Source organism: Phenylobacterium sp. (assembly GCF_030679875.1).
Lineage (GTDB): Bacteria > Pseudomonadota > Alphaproteobacteria > Caulobacterales > Caulobacteraceae > Phenylobacterium.
On record NZ_JAUXSP010000006.1, the window covers coordinates 33,913 to 48,195 of the forward strand.

12 protein-coding genes are annotated in these 14,283 nt (G+C 67.5%); 6 read left to right on the forward strand and 6 right to left on the reverse strand.

The genetic code is table 11. The features are described 5' to 3' along the window. The first annotated feature begins 4 nt into the window (after window positions 1-4). Complete coding sequence (locus Q8K84_RS03345; protein WP_305280775.1) at window positions 5-2,653, forward strand: nitrate reductase; 2,649 nt, start codon at window positions 5-7, stop codon at window positions 2,651-2,653. Continuing rightward, window positions 2,643-3,425: a uroporphyrinogen-III C-methyltransferase gene (cobA, locus tag Q8K84_RS03350; protein WP_305280778.1), complete on the forward strand. Its 783-nt coding sequence runs from the start codon at window positions 2,643-2,645 to the stop codon at window positions 3,423-3,425. The genes Q8K84_RS03345 and cobA overlap by 11 nt, the downstream gene beginning before the upstream one ends. Window positions 3,426-3,487: 62 nt before the next feature. On the opposite strand, the gene Q8K84_RS03355 is transcribed toward cobA, so the two are convergent. Continuing rightward, window positions 3,488-5,056: an AMP-binding protein gene (locus Q8K84_RS03355; protein ID WP_305280781.1), complete on the reverse strand. Its 1,569-nt coding sequence runs from the start codon at window positions 5,054-5,056 to the stop codon at window positions 3,488-3,490. Between the two features lie 156 nt (window positions 5,057-5,212). On the opposite strand from Q8K84_RS03355, the gene Q8K84_RS03360 reads away from it, so the two are divergent. Further along, window positions 5,213-5,827 carry a TetR/AcrR family transcriptional regulator gene (locus Q8K84_RS03360; protein WP_305280783.1) on the forward strand — a complete coding sequence of 205 codons (615 nt, stop codon included), beginning with the start codon at window positions 5,213-5,215 and terminating at the stop codon, window positions 5,825-5,827. Between the two features lie 10 nt (window positions 5,828-5,837). On the opposite strand, the gene Q8K84_RS03365 is transcribed toward Q8K84_RS03360, so the two are convergent. The 3 genes from Q8K84_RS03365 to Q8K84_RS03375 are packed head-to-tail and all read right to left on the reverse strand — an operon-like array spanning window position 5,838 to window position 8,753. Then, window positions 5,838-6,683 carry a TetR/AcrR family transcriptional regulator gene (locus Q8K84_RS03365; RefSeq protein WP_305280785.1) on the reverse strand — a complete coding sequence of 282 codons (846 nt, stop codon included), beginning with the start codon at window positions 6,681-6,683 and terminating at the stop codon, window positions 5,838-5,840. Between the two features lie 43 nt (window positions 6,684-6,726). Beyond that, window positions 6,727-7,572, reverse strand: a complete 846-nt coding sequence (locus Q8K84_RS03370) for a hypothetical protein (protein ID WP_305280788.1) — start codon at window positions 7,570-7,572, stop codon at window positions 6,727-6,729. Between the two features lie 41 nt (window positions 7,573-7,613). Beyond that, a complete protein-coding gene (locus Q8K84_RS03375) occupies window positions 7,614-8,753 on the reverse strand; it encodes an amidohydrolase family protein (protein WP_305280791.1) in 1,140 nt (379 codons plus the stop codon). Between the two features lie 157 nt (window positions 8,754-8,910). On the opposite strand from Q8K84_RS03375, the gene Q8K84_RS03380 reads away from it, so the two are divergent. Together Q8K84_RS03380 and Q8K84_RS03385 are read left to right on the forward strand one after the other, a co-directional pair. Continuing rightward, a complete protein-coding gene (locus tag Q8K84_RS03380) occupies window positions 8,911-10,098 on the forward strand; it encodes an acyl-CoA dehydrogenase family protein (RefSeq protein WP_305280795.1) in 1,188 nt (395 codons plus the stop codon). Between the two features lie 32 nt (window positions 10,099-10,130). After that, window positions 10,131-10,913 (forward strand): dienelactone hydrolase family protein, encoded by a 783-nt coding sequence (locus Q8K84_RS03385; RefSeq protein WP_305280798.1) that lies wholly within the window; start codon window positions 10,131-10,133, stop codon window positions 10,911-10,913. A gap of 9 nt (window positions 10,914-10,922) precedes the next feature. Here the strand turns inward: Q8K84_RS03385 and Q8K84_RS03390 are convergent, their stop codons facing one another. Together Q8K84_RS03390 and Q8K84_RS03395 are read right to left on the reverse strand one after the other, a co-directional pair. Then, on the reverse strand, window positions 10,923-12,557 hold the full coding sequence (locus Q8K84_RS03390; protein WP_305280801.1) for an NAD(P)/FAD-dependent oxidoreductase: 1,635 nt from the start codon (window positions 12,555-12,557) through the stop codon (window positions 10,923-10,925). Window positions 12,558-12,585: 28 nt separating this feature from the next. Beyond that, on the reverse strand, window positions 12,586-13,509 hold the full coding sequence (locus Q8K84_RS03395; RefSeq protein WP_305280804.1) for a sterol desaturase family protein: 924 nt from the start codon (window positions 13,507-13,509) through the stop codon (window positions 12,586-12,588). 154 nt (window positions 13,510-13,663) lie between these two features. On the opposite strand from Q8K84_RS03395, the gene Q8K84_RS03400 reads away from it, so the two are divergent. Beyond that, window positions 13,664-14,233, forward strand: coding sequence for a TetR/AcrR family transcriptional regulator (locus tag Q8K84_RS03400; protein ID WP_305280807.1), 570 nt, complete (start codon window positions 13,664-13,666; stop codon window positions 14,231-14,233). Window positions 14,234-14,283: the final 50 nt, after the last annotated feature.

The following is a 14,283-nucleotide window of genomic DNA, read 5'->3' on the forward strand; positions in this document are numbered from 1 at the left end:
ATCGATGCTCGAGACCCGCACCACCTGTCCCTATTGCGGCGTCGGCTGCGGGATCACGGCTCGCAGCCAGGGCCGCACGCTGGCGGTCCGGGGCGACGCCGATCATCCGGCCAATCTCGGCCGCCTGTGTTCGAAGGGCGCGGCTCTGGCCGACACGGTCGGTTTGGAGGGGCGGCTGCTGGCCCCGGAAATCGGCGGTCGGGCAGCGTCCTGGGCCGAGGCGATCGGCCTTGTGGCGCGCCGGTTCTCCGAGACCATCGCCAGGCACGGTCCAGATTCCGTGGCCTTCTACGTCTCAGGCCAACTGCTGACCGAGGACTACTACGTCGCCAACAAGCTCATGAAGGGCTTTATCGGCTCGGCCAATATCGACACCAATTCAAGGCTTTGCATGGCCTCGGCTGTGGCGGCGCACAAGGCCGCCTTCGGCGCCGATCTGGTGCCCGGCTGCTATGAGGATCTGGACCTGGCCGAACTGGTGGTCTTTTCCGGCCACAACGCCGCCTGGACCCATCCGGTGCTGTTCCGGCGGATGGAGGCGGCCCGGGATCGGGGCCAGCGGCACGTGGTCATCGACCCCCGCCGCACTGACACCGCCGAGATGGCCGATCTGCATCTTCCCCTGGCGCCACAGACCGACGTGCGACTCTGGAACGGGTTGCTCGCCAATCTGATGGACCGAGGCGCGGTCGATCAGGCGTACGTGGCCGCCCATGTGAGCGGCTATGGCGCGGTGGCCGAAAGCCTCGCCCGCGACGACCAGTCGCCGGCCGCCGTCGCCGCCGACTGCGGCCTGGAACTGGCGGATCTGCGCGCCTTCTATGACCTCTTCGCCGCCACGCCGAAGACGGTGAGCCTGTTTTCCATGGGGGCCAACCAGTCAGCTCAAGGGGTGGCCAAGGGACTGGCCATCCTCAACGTGCATCTGGCGACGGGGCGGATTGGCAAGCCCGGCGCCTGCCCCTTCTCGATCACCGGACAGCCCAACGCCATGGGGGGGCGGGAGACCGGCGGTCTGGCCAACACGCTGGCCGCCCACATGGACTTCACCGAGGCTGACTGCGCCCGCGTCGAACGTTTCTGGGGCGCGCCGAACCTGGCCCGCAAGCCTGGCCTCAAGGCCGTCGAGATGTTCGAGGCGGTTGGCGACGGGCGCATCAAGGCCCTGTGGGTCATGGCCACCAACCCCGCCGTCAGCATGCCAAGGGCCGAGAGAGTTCGAGACGCTCTCGCCAGTTGTCCCTTCGTGGTGGTCTCAGACTGCATGGCGCAGACCGACACCGCCGCCTTCGCCCATGTGAAGCTGCCCGCCCTGGCCTGGGGGGAGAAGGACGGCACGGTGACCAATTCAGAGCGCCGCATCTCCCGCCAGCGGGCGGTGCTGGCGGCCCCTGGCCAGGCGCGGCCCGACTGGAAAATCATCGCCGACGTGGCCACAGCCATGGGGCACGCAGAGGCTTTTGGCTGGCGTTCCAACGCCCAGGTGTTCCGCGAGTGGGCGCGGATGACGGCCTATGAGAACAGCAGCCGGACCCTGGACCTGGGCCCGCTCGTCGGCCTCTCGCCTGACGGCTACGACTCCCTGGCCCCGGTTCAGTGGCCGGTGACCGAGGCCGGCGGAACCGCCCGGCTGTTCACCGATGGTCGGTTCCCCACGCCCGATGGCAGAGCCCGGATGGTTCCTGCGCCGGCCCTGGGTCCGGCCGAGGCGACCGATGGCGCCTTCCCCCTGGCCCTGAACACCGGCCGGGTCCGCGATCACTGGCATACGCTCACCCGCACCGGCCTTTCCGCAGCGCTCAGCCGCCACGCGCCAGAACCCTATGTGGACATCCATCCCGTCGACGCCCTGGCGCAGGGGATCGCTGAGGGCATGCTGACCCGGGTGCGCACAGCTCACGGCGAGGCGGTGGCGGTGGCCAGGATCACCGACGCCCAGCGGGCCGGGGGCGTCTTCATGCCCATGCACTGGAGTCGCGCCTACGCGCCCAAGGGGATGGTCAATCCGCTGGTCTCAGGTCGCGTCGATCCGGTCTCCGGCCAGCCGGAGTTCAAGCACACGCCGGCCCGGATTCAGGCCTATCGCGAGACCTGGAGAGGCTTCTTCCTCTCCCGGATGGCCGTTTCCCCGCCAGACGGGCTCGACCTCGTCTGGCGGCGGATGACCCAGGACGGCTGCCAGCTTCATGAGTTCGCAGGCCGCGGCGACGCCGATCAGCGCGACGCCCTGCGCAAGGCGCTGAACCGAGGCATGAAGGGCGAGGTGCTGTTGTTGGAGGACGCCCAGGGGGGGCGGCTGCGGGAAGCCTTCGTCCAGGACGACCAGTTGGCCAGCGTGCTGTTCATGACCGCCGAGGCTGGCCGGCTGCCCCCACGGGACTGGCTGGCGGCCCTATTCGCCAAGGCGCAGCTGAGCGACGCCGATCGCGCGGCCCTGCTGATCGGTTTCGCCCCAGGGGTCGCCGTCGAGACCGGACCCCTGGTGTGCGCCTGTCGCGGCGTGCGCCGCCCTCGCATCGAGGCGGCCATCGAAGAGGGGGCTTCGACTTTGGACGCCGTCGGGGCGGCCACTGGGGCTGGAACCCAGTGCGGCTCCTGCCGCCCCGAAATCACCCGAATGCTGCCCGCCTCGGAGACCCGTCATGCCGCCTGAGCCCAAGACCCTCTTCGCCGTCCAGCTCGTAGGCGCCGGACCTGGCGCCGCCGACCTGCTGACCCTACGGGCGGCGCGCGCCATCGAAGGCGCCCAGGCCCTGCTCTATGACGCCCTGGTCGGCCAGGACATCCTGGCCATGGCGCCCCAGGCCTGTCTCAGGATCCAGACCGGCAAGCGGGCGGGTCGGCCGTCGATGCGGCAAGAGACCATCAATCGCCTGATGATCCGGCTGGCCCGGCGGGGCTTGCGGGTGGTGCGGCTGAAGGGCGGCGACCCCTCGATCTTTGGTCGGGTGGGAGAGGAGGCCCAGGCCCTCCGCCGTCATTGCCTGGCGGTCGAGGTCGTGCCCGGCGTCACCGCGGCCTGTGCTGCGGCCGCCCAGTTCGGCCTGCCGCTGACCCATCGGGGCGTCGCGCGCCGGGTGGTCATGACGACGGCCACCACGCAGGACGGCGAGCTCTCCATGGACTGGGCGGCGGCCGCCGATCCTGAGGCGACACTGGCCATCTATATGGGCGCTCGGGCGGCGCCCGAGATCGCGAGACGTCTGATCGCCGCGGGTCGCTCGCCCCAGACGCCCCTGGCCATCATCCATAACGCCAGCGACCCCCAGGCACGCCTCGAACTGACCACCCTGGCTTGGCAGGCCACAGCCCCCGCCGCGCCTTTGGGGGCCACGCCCGCCTTGATTCTGGTCGGAGATGTCCTGAGCGCCGCAGATGGGCTGGCCGCCGCCGGGGGCTTGGTGGGTCTGGCCGGCGCGGCCTGACGGGGACTCAGCGATCCAACTTCCCACGCCATCGCCCGCGCTGATTGAGGCTCCCCGCCGGTTCAGATCGCCCGGGCGCGGCCTTCCCAATAGGGCGCACGAACCTTGTTGCGCTGGATTTTTCCGGCCTCGCTGCGGGGCAATTGAGAGACGAAATCTACGCCGCGAGGAAGCTTGTATTTGGCGACGACGGTGCGGGCATAGGACAGGATTTCATCCTTGAGCGCCTCTGACGGAACATAGCCCGGGGCGAGTTCGATCACCGCGCGGACCTCCTCGCCATACTCGTCATGGGGTATGCCGACGGTGCAGGAATCGGCGACGGCGGGGTGCCTTATGAGCTCGTTGTCGACCTCCTGGGGATAGATGTTCACCCCGCCGACAATGATCGTTTCGGCGCTGCGACCGGTGAGGAACAGATAGCCGTCCGCGTCAAAATAGCCGACATCGCCCATGGTGAAATAGCCGTCCCGGCGGCCGGAGTCGGTCTTGGCGGTGTCCTTGAAATACTCAAACCCGCCCTGGTCGGCCAAACGCATATAGATCGTGCCGGCCTGGCCGGCGGGTAGTTCGTTTCCCGCCTCGTCCAGGATCTTCGCCGCGTCAGGGTCAGGCCGTTTTCCTACCGTGCCGGGTTTCTTCAGCCAGTCCTGCGAGGTGATCCAGAAGCCCACCCCGCCCTCCGAGCCGGCGTAGTACTCAAAGAGCACCGGCCCAAGCCAGGCGATCATGGCCTGCTTGACCTCGGGCGGGCAGGGGGCTGCGCCATGGGAGATGCGGCGGAGGGAACTGAGGTCGTAGCGGGCGCGCACCTCCTCCGGCAGCCTGAGCAGGCGCTGGAACATGATCGGTACGAAGTGGCTGCGGGTGACCCGGCGGGCTTCGATCGTGGCCAGCACGGTCTCGTTGTCCCAGCGGTCCAGCAGCACGGTGGGCACGCCGTTGACCAGGGCCTTGCGCACGTCTCCGGCCATGGGCGAGGCGTGATAGGCCGGACCCGTGCAGAAGTGGACGTCGTCGTCCTGATAGGCCGGGTCGTAGGTGGGGATCGGGGCGTTGGGCTTGTAGACGCCCTTGGGCCGGCCGGTGGTGCCCGATGAATAGAGCATGGTGTGGCCGCGGACGGGGTCGTGGATGTCCCCGTCGGCATAGGCGCCAAGGGCGTCCTCATAGTCCAGGAACCCCGGCAGCGGCCCGCCGATCGCCACCTTCAGGGTCAGGCGAGGGCAATCGTCGGCGGCCTGGGCTGCGCCGGTCACCGAGGCGTCGGCGAACAGGGCGCGGGCCTCGCAGTTGTCGATCACATAGGCGATCTCTTCGGGCGTCAGATGCCAGTTCACCGGCGTCATACGCAGGCCGCAGCGCTGGGTGGCGAACAGCACATCGACGAATTCGGCCCGGTTGGGGCTGAGCAGGGCGACGGAGTCCCCGGGCTTCAGCCCCTTGTCCAGCAGCAGCCGGGCGATGCGGTTCGCATTGGCGTTGAGGTCTCCAAAGGTGCGGGTCGGCCCCGACATCTCGAAGATGGCGATCTTGTCGGGCTGGCGGGCGGCCCAGAAGGCCGGGGCCATGCCGAGTTCGGCGGCGGCCTTCAGGGCGTTTGCGGAATCGTCGTCGAGCCGTCCAGTCATATGGCCTCCCTGCCGGCCGCGACGCTCTCGATGGCGTCTTCGTCGATGGCCGCGCCCCGGCAATATGGAGGACTAATGGTGCGAATGTCACTAGTCGGCTTCAGCTTCCGCACAGCGGAACTTGCACGCCTGCCATGGGCGGCCCACAAATCCCCCATGAGGACCGAAACGGCGCAGAAGCCTGGGCGCGCCCGGCTTTCCCCTGAGGTGCGGCGGGGCCAGATCCTCGACGCCGCCCAAGTCTTGCTCGTGGCCCATGGCGGATTGCCCCTGCCGCTGGAGGACCTGGCTCGCGCTGCCCAGGTCAGCAAGGCCCTGATCTATGCCTATTTCCCCCACCAGCACGATCTGGCCAACGCGCTGCTGGCCCGCCGGTTTGCGGCGCTGCTGGCTGCGGGCTTGGAGGATGCGGCGGCTCGGACGGACCTGTTCGAGGCCGCCCAAGCCTGCGCGGCGCTCTATTTCGAGGAGGTGGCCCAGGCGGGGCCTGTGGCGCACATCGTCCTGCGCGATCCCTTCATGGCGGGCCAGATTGATCCTACCCTCGCCGCCATCCGCGACCGCCTCGCCCGGCGGCTGGCGCGCACGGCGCGCCGGATGCTGCGCCTGTCGCCCCAGGAGGCGGTGGCGGCGCTCAGCCTGATGACCACCATCCCCGAAGAGGCTGGCCGCATGGTCCATGCCGGCGATCTGACCCAGGAGCGGGGACGCGAACTCACCACACGCCTGATCGGCTCGTCCCTTAGGGCGCTGACGCCAGACGCGGCCTAGCTGAGGCGCCCTAGCTACGGCCTTCGCGGACGATCTCGCGATTGCCGCCAGTGACGATGGCCAGGCTCAGCCGTTCGGCCATGGACAGGGGAATCTTCCTTTCCGCCAAGAGCCGCCCCGCCCGCAGGCAGACCGCGGTCAGCACCACCGTCGCGCCACGGGCCAGATCGGCCTCGACGCCGTAGCGGGTCTGCAGACGTTCGGTCATGCGCCGCCGGGAATAGCCGCTCTGGGCCTCCCGCTCGGCTCGCAAGCCCGCGCGAACCTCGGGGCTGTTGAGCAGCCGCTGGATCAGGGCGCCGCGCTGATCCACCTGGCGCAGATAGGCGAGCGTCGAGAGGGTGACGCGGGTCAGATTGTCCTGCCCTCGCTCGATCTCGGACTGGCGCTCATCATTCATGGCCGCCAGCTCCCGCCGGGCCAGCGCGGTCAGCAGGTCGGCCCGCCGGGGAAAGAGGTTGTGCGCCTGGGCTTCGCTGAGGCCGGTATCCCGCGCGACACGCTTCATGGTCGCCGCATGCAGGCCCTCGACCGTGATGATGGTCGCAGCCGCGGCCATCAGCTGGTCCTGGCGGGCCTCTGGCGACAGCCGGGTGCGGTCACGGCGCGCGCGGCCGGCCCGGGCTGAGAGATCGATCGCTGCGTCCATGCCCGTGGGCGCCGGCGGCAGGGGCGGCCGCTCGGCCTTCTGCGCATTCCAGTAGCCACGTCCGGGATAGGGCACCATCAGCCGGTCGCAGATCTTGGCCAAGCCGTTGCGGCTGATCCCCCACCGGGTGGCCAGGGTCGAAAGCGGCGTCGTCCAGACCTGCTCATAGAGCGCTTCCCGCGTCAGGCGGGGCGGCGCAGAACTCATCGTCTCATGTTGCGGCGCGGCCATGACCGCAAGGCTTACCCTGTCAGGCCGGCTTGGCCCAGAGGGGCGAGGAGGCCTTCATGAACCGGATCATGAAGGTGACTGTGGCCACGTCCTTGCCGGTCGCCGCGTCGGCGATGTCGACATCGTACCAGGCGTTCTCGGTCTTGGGGCTTTCAGTCAGCTTCAGCATGGTCGTCCGACCGACGTAGTCGCGACCGGCCTTGAGGGGCCCGTCCACGATGCGGATCTCCAAGGCGCCGAACAGACCCACGGACTGGTTCACCTTGGCCAGGACCGTGGGGCGGCTCATATGGGCCAGCTTGATGAGGTGAGAGGGGGGCAGGACCCCCTGGTCGTACATCGGCAGCCGCTCGGTAACGCGGCCCAGCGCCTTGTCCAGCGCCTCGACTTCGACCCGCATGGGGATGTCGGTGGTGACGTCGCCGACCTGGTATCCAGCCAGGATGCGCTGTGCGCCGGGCGAGGCTAGAGCCTGGGTGGCCATGCGCCGGGTCATCTCGGACTCCGCGTCTCGGGTCTCGCCGCTCGCTGTGCCGACGCAGACCTGATCGCCCTCCCGGTTGAACATGGTCAGCCGTGAACGGGGCGTGGCGGCCTCGACCACCGCCTTGACCTCTTCGCGATCCACCGTCGCCTGAGTGAAGTGGAGGGACATGTTCCCCCGGGCGAACCAGTCGGCGCCATAGGTCTCCACCAGCATGGGGGCGAACTGATCCATGTGGACCGAGCCGGGCACTGTGCCGCCCTTGAAGCCGAGCTTCGCGGCCACCTCGTCATTGTGGATCGAGCCAGGCGCCTGCTGGAAGCCGTTGTGGAGGCTGCGAAATTCCCCCTCGATGATCTTGCCGTGGATGGTGTCGCCCATGGCGCTCTCCCTGTCTCTTACGCTCAGCCTGTCTCTGACGCTCAGAATGCGCCCATCATCTCTTCGAAGTTGCGGCTGTAGAACCGCTCACGCTGATCATCGGTGATCTCGGCGAAGGTCCGCTCGAACCGGCCGATGGGGTCGGTGGTGCCTTCGGGGTGCGGGTAGTCGCTGGAGAACAGGAAGAGATCGGCGCCGGCGTCGGCGATCAGGTGGCCCACATCCTCGCCAGGGAAGGGGGTGAACTTGACGTGCTTGCGCATGTACTCCGACGGCTTCATGGCCAGGGCCTTGAGCTGCGGGTCGGTCTTGGAGAAGCTGCGATAGCCCAGATCGATCTGGCGCAGGAAGCCCGGAACCCAGGCCGCGCCGAACTCGATCACCCCGCCGCGCAGGTCCGGCACGCGGTCGAACAGCCCATCATAGACCATGGCCGCCAGGAACATCTGGGCCGAGAAGGGCAGGACGATGAAGTCCTGGAAGCGCAGGTTCTCGCCGCCCCCGTGCAGGTCCGGCGACCGCGGCTTGCCATTGTTATTGTACTGCTTGGGCAGGACCCGCGAGCCCTGGCCAATGTGCAGCATGAACGGGATGCGCTTCTTCGCCAGCAGCGACCAGAAGGGGTCGAGATCGGGATGGCCCGGTGAGCGCTCGCCAGCCGGCGTCGAGGGCACCCAGAAGGCGCCGCAGCCGAGATCGATGGCCTCCTGAGCGATTTCCACCGCCCGGTCGGGGTCGTCCAGCGGCACGAAGCCGACGCCGATCAGGCGCGGATCGGCGCAGAAGGCGGCCATGGCCCTGTTATGCGCCCGGGCGCCGGCGAAACGCACCTCCGGGTCCTCGGCGCCGCGGAAATGGGCCAGGGACGAGGTGGCGAAGACCAGCTGTCGGGAGAAGCCGAGTTCGTCGAGGGCGCGCTTGCGCTCTTCGGCGTCGAAGGCGCCATAGGCGATCCAGCCCTTGGGACCATCGACCAACTTCTCGGCCGCCAGCTTGGCGGCTGCGGGATCATCGGCGCGGGCCCGGGCGGCGGCTACCTGGGTCTCGACCCGCTCGGCCGACTTTCGCGCCTTCAGGTGGTCGAGCAGAGCGCCTTCGGCATGGGGGACCAGCCAGTCGCCGGGCTCCATCACATGGCTGTCGGCGTCATGAAAGACGCGTCCGCTGGCGTAGGGGGCCATGGGGTTTCCTCTCGACATGTTCTTTTTGACGAAGACACCAATACATAAGATCGGCAGCTTCGCAACCGGCGCCCCTGCGGGGGCCATGGGTCAAGCGGTCAAACGGTGGCCGGGCTCGTTGTTGACGATCGCACCAATCAAATCTACCCATTGCGCCATGACCGAGCTTGACGATCTGCGCGCCGCCGCCCGCGCCTGGGTGGCGGACAACTTCCCCAGGGAATTGGCCGGCCGCGCGCCGGTCATGGGTCAACGGGACCTTGACGACACCGCAGCGCTTGAAGCCTGGAAGACCCGCCTGTGCGCCAAGGGCTGGGGCGTGCCCACCTGGCCTGTGGAATATGGCGGAGGCGGGCTGTCTCCGGCGGGGGCGAAGGTGATCCGCGAGGAGATCCGCAAGGCCGGCGGCTGGAACCCCATTGGCTGGAGCATGGGGGTGCGGATGTTCGGTCCCACCTTGCTGGAATATGGAACCGAGGCGCAGAAGCAGCGGCATCTCCCGTCCATCGCCCGTGGCGAAACCCGCTGGTGCCAGGGCTATTCAGAGCCGGGCGCAGGCTCGGACCTGGCGTCGCTGCAGACAAGGGCGCAGGACGCCGGCGACCACTTCGTCGTCAACGGTCAGAAGATCTGGACCTCGGGCGCGCAATACGCCGACTGGTGCTTCTGCCTCGTGCGCACCGATCCGACCCGGAAGCATGAGGGCATCAGCTTCCTGATGATCGACATGGGCTCGCCGGGAATTGAGGTGCGGCCCATCCAGTTGATCTCGGGGTCTTCACCCTTCTGCGAGACCTTCTTCACCGATGTGAGGGTCCCCAAAGAGAACCTGCTGGGTCCGCTTAACGGCGGCTGGACAGTGGGCAAGCGCCTCCTGCAGTACGAGCGCCAGCGCAGCGACGACGCGCCCGCCCGCCCGGGGGAAGCGCGACCGCTCAACGAGGTGGCCGTCGAAATTCTCGGGCTGGACGCTGCGGGCTGTCTGGCTGACCCTGATCTGCGCCCCAGACTCACCGAACACCTGATGGACCGCAGGCTGCTGCGCCTGACCATGGATCGCGCCGCGGCGGACGCCAAAGGGGCGGGACCAAGCGCGGCGACGTCGATCCTGAAGAACGTCTCCTCGGTGGTGAACCAGACCCGGGCCGAACTGCTGCTGGAGATCTATGGCCTGGGCGGGCTCGGCTGGGAGGGCGAAGACTTTGATCCAGACGCCCTGGCCAACACCCGCGAATGGCTCTCGGGCAAGGCCTCGACCATCTATGCCGGGTCCTATGAGATCCAGAACAACATCATATCCAAGCGCATTCTGGCTCTGCCCGATCCCGCCAGCGCAGCGGCCTGACCTCACAAGAAATCGCCAGCCTAGGGGACGAGATGGACTTCATTGGCGAGAAGACGGCTGACGGCGTCACCCGGCGGGAGTTCCGCCTGCAGGTGGGCGGCGACACGGTGCCGGGCTGCGTCTGGGCGCCCGAAGGCGCGAAGGGCGCGCGGCCCTTGATCCTGCTGGGCCACGGGGGCTCACAGCACAAGAAGGCGGCCAATATCGCCGGAGCCGCCGTCACTCACGCCCAGACGTTGGGCTATGCGACCGTGGCCATCGATGCGCCGGGCCATGGCGACCGCATCAGCCGCGAGGCCGCCGAAAAGGGCCGCGCCGCAGCCCTGGCCGCCGGCCGCGCCGCCCAGGAGGGCAAGCGCCCCGAAGGCGGTGAGCGGCCAAAGCTTTCCCGCGACCCCGAGACGGTCGCCAAGGTGACCGCCGAATGGAAGGCCACCCTGGACGCCGCCCAGGGGCTCGACTTCATCGGCTCAGACCACAAGGTCGGCTATTGGGGCGTCTCCATGGGGACGCGGTTCGGCGTGCCGTTCGTGGCCGAGGAGCCCCGGATCGCCTGCGCCATCTTCGGCCTATTCGGGGTCTTTCCAGGGCTTGAGGACCACAAGGCCGCCGCCGAGCAAATCCAGATCCCGCTGATGTTCGTCTACCAGTGGGAGGACGAGCTGATGAAGCGCGACCAGGGCCTCGCCCTGTTCGACGCCTTCGGTTCGACCGAGAAGACCCTGCACGTCAATCCGGGGCGCCATGTGGAGATTCCCGCCCATGAGCGCGACTCCTGGCTGCCCTTCTGGAAGCGTCATCTGGGTCAGGCCTGACCCCGAGGGTCAGGCTGCGGCGGCGCTCGTCTCAGCCATGGCCCGGGCGACCGCTTCAGCGATCTTGATGCCGTCGATCGCCGCCGAATAGATCCCCCCGGCATAGCCGGCGCCTTCGCCGGCGGGGAACAGGCCCCGCACGTTGAGGCTCTGGAAGCTCGCATCGCGGGTAATGCGGACGGGCGACGAGGTGCGGGTCTCGACCCCGGTCAACAGGGCGTCGGAGTCGTCATAGCGGGGGATTTTGCGGCCGAAGACGGGCAGGGCCTCGCGCATGGCCTCGATCGCATAGTCAGGCATCAGTGGCGCAAGGTCGGTGGGCCGCACGCCGGGGCGATAGCTGGGGGTGACGGGCCCGAGGGCGGTCGAAGCCTGTCCAGCCATGAAGTCACCCAGCCTTTGGCCCGGGGCGAAATAGTCGCTCCCCCCCGCGACGAAGGCCCGGGCCTCCAGGTCGCGCTGAAGTTCGATTCCGGCCAGGGGATGGTCGCTGCCATAGTCGGCCGGCGAAATCCCGACCACGAAGCCGGCGTTGGCGTTGCGTTCGTTGCGCGAATACTGGCTCATCCCATTGGTGACCAGACGCCCAGGCTCAGAGGCCGCGGCCACCACAGTGCCGCCAGGGCACATGCAGAAGCTGTAGACCGTCCGGCCATTGGCGCAGGGGTGCGAGAGGGAATAGGCCGCAGCCCCCAGGTCTGGATGGCCGGCGCAGGGTCCGAACATCGCCTGGTCGATCCAGGATTGCGGATGCTCGATGCGGAAGCCGATCGAGAAGGGCTTGGCCTCGATGTGAACGCCCCGGTCGTAGAGCGACTGGAAGGTGTCGCGGGAGGAGTGGCCGATGGCGAGGACCACCTGATCGGCCTCCAGAAACTCGCCGGTGTGCAGGTGAACGCCCCGCACCCGATGGCCGCCATCAGCGCCGCGATCCAGCTCCAGATCGGTGACCCGCTGCTGAAAGCGGTACTCGCCACCCAGGGCCTCGATCTTGGCGCGCATGGCCTCGACCATGGTCACCAGCCGAAAGGTGCCAATATGCGGATGGGCCTCGGTGAGAATCTCCGCTGGCGCGCCCGCCGCCACGAACTCGGTGAGCACCTTGCGGCCGAGGAAGCGGGGGTCCTTGATCTGGCTATAGAGCTTGCCGTCGGAAAAGGTGCCGGCCCCGCCCTCGCCGTATTGGACGTTGGATTCGGGGTTCAGCTCGCTGCGCCGCCAGAGCGCCCAGGTGTCCTTGGTCCGCTCCCGCACCACCTTGCCGCGATCCAGGATGATGGGCCGAAATCCCATCTCCGCCAGGATCAGACCGGCGAACAGGCCACAGGGTCCGGCGCCGATGACCACGGGGCGCAGGCGCCCTGGGGGCGGGCTTGAGGTCACGTGGCGATAGCTGGTGTCGGGCGCCAGCCGGATGTGCGGGTCATCGGCCAGTCTCTGGCGAATGCTGGCTTCATCCTTCACGTCCACGTCGACGATATAGACCTTGAGGATCGCTGACTTGCGCCGGGCGTCATGGGCCCGCTTCCAGACCGACCAGCTCTTCAGATCGGCCTCTTCCACGCCGAGCCGCGCCGCGATGGCCGCCGGCAGGGCGGCTGGGGCATGATCCAGGGGCAGTTTGAGTTCGGAGATCCGCAGCATCCCGCTCCCTTTAGCCCCTCGGCGCTACTTATGCATCCGCTGCGGTAGCAAGGGGCTTCGGGAGAGCGGAGACCCCGGCCGCGACGACGGTCCCGGCCTGCCGACGAAGGTCCTCAGTCGTGGCGCCGCCGTCAGGCGCCCAGCCGGGAGCGGCGAAAAGATAGCCCACCACCGCCTTCGGGGAGCGCGCCTTGCGAAGATCTTTGATCAGTCCGATCCAGCCATGCAACTCGACATAAAATGGGTTGTAGGAGCGCAGGGGGGTGACGAGGCCAAAGTCACAGGGCTCATCGTCCCGCTCGGGTACAAAGGTCCCGAACAGCCTGTCAAAGATGATGAGGACGCCGCCATAGTTGGCGTCGAGATAGTTCAGATTGCGGGCGTGGTGCACCCGATGGTGCGATGGCGTGTTCAGCACCCATTCCAGAGGCCCCAGCCGCGGGATCGTCTCGGAGTGAATCCAGAACTGATAGAGCAGGTTCAAGGTGAGGCTGAAGAGCACTACCGCCGGGTCGAAGCCCAGGAAGGCCAGGGGGACGTAGAACACTGTGGCCCCCGCGATGCGACTGGTTATGCCCAACCGGAAGGCCGCAGCGAAAGAGATCTGTTCAGGGGAATGATGCACGGCATGGGTGGCCCAGAACCAGCGGATGCGGTGGCTGGCCCGGTGGAACCAGTAGTAACAGAACTCCTGGCCCAGGAAGAGCAGGGGAAACTGCCACAACCGATCGAGTTCAAAGTCGAGGATCCGGTGCTCGTAGGCGAACGCAAGGAGCGGCGCCGCCAGGCCTACGGGCGCGACAAAGCGCATGAGGATCGTGCCAGCCAGGTCGAACATCGAGACCCCGAACGCGCGCCAGTCATAGTCTCCCCGGCGCAGGCTCCAGATCACACCCTCCGCGATGGCCACCAGGACCAGAACGCCGACGATGGGCAGCAGGATGGTAGACATGGCACGACCCTTGTGATGGACCGCCGCAGACGATAATTGAGAAATCCTCAGGTTTGCATTCGCTTTTGCCGTTCCTCGACACTAGGATTCGCCCGTGTCGAAAGCTTTTGAATTTACAAGAAAAAAGACGAAACAGAGGCGCGCCGCCGTAACCGTGGCGACCCTGATCGAGGCCGGATTTCAGATTCTAGAGCGAGACGGACCAGAGCGTTTCGGCACCACCGCAGTGGCCGAACGAGCCGGGGTCAGCATCGGCACCCTCTACCAATACTTCGGCAACAAGGACGAACTGCTCAAGGCCATGGCCCGGCAGGAAGTTTCAGAGCTGCTTCAAGGCGTCGCCCGAGCGTTCGAGGCGTCTCCTCAAGGCTCTCGGGCGAGGCCTGTCGTGCGGATAATTCTCCGCACTTTCTGGGATGCGCCTCCTGATCGCCAGGCGGCGTTTCCGCTGCTGCTTCGCTATGTGGCTCGAGCCGATCTCATGCGAGAGGTGAAGGCGTTTACCGCGGGACTTGGTCGTGACCTGGCGCTCCGCCAGTCCCTCTCAGACGAGGCCGCCTTTGTTCTGACGCGCGCGGTGCTAGGCGTGGTCAGCGCAGCGGTCAGCGAGCCGCACAACCTGGACCGTCAGAAATTGGAGGACGAGTTGGTGCATTTGATCCTGCGCTATCTCAACCTGGGAGGCGCCCCGCAGGCGGTGGGAAAGGCTGGAGCCAGGGCGTGAAGCCAGGGCGTCGGCGTCGACGTAACTACTGCGACCCCGTGCCCCCAGGA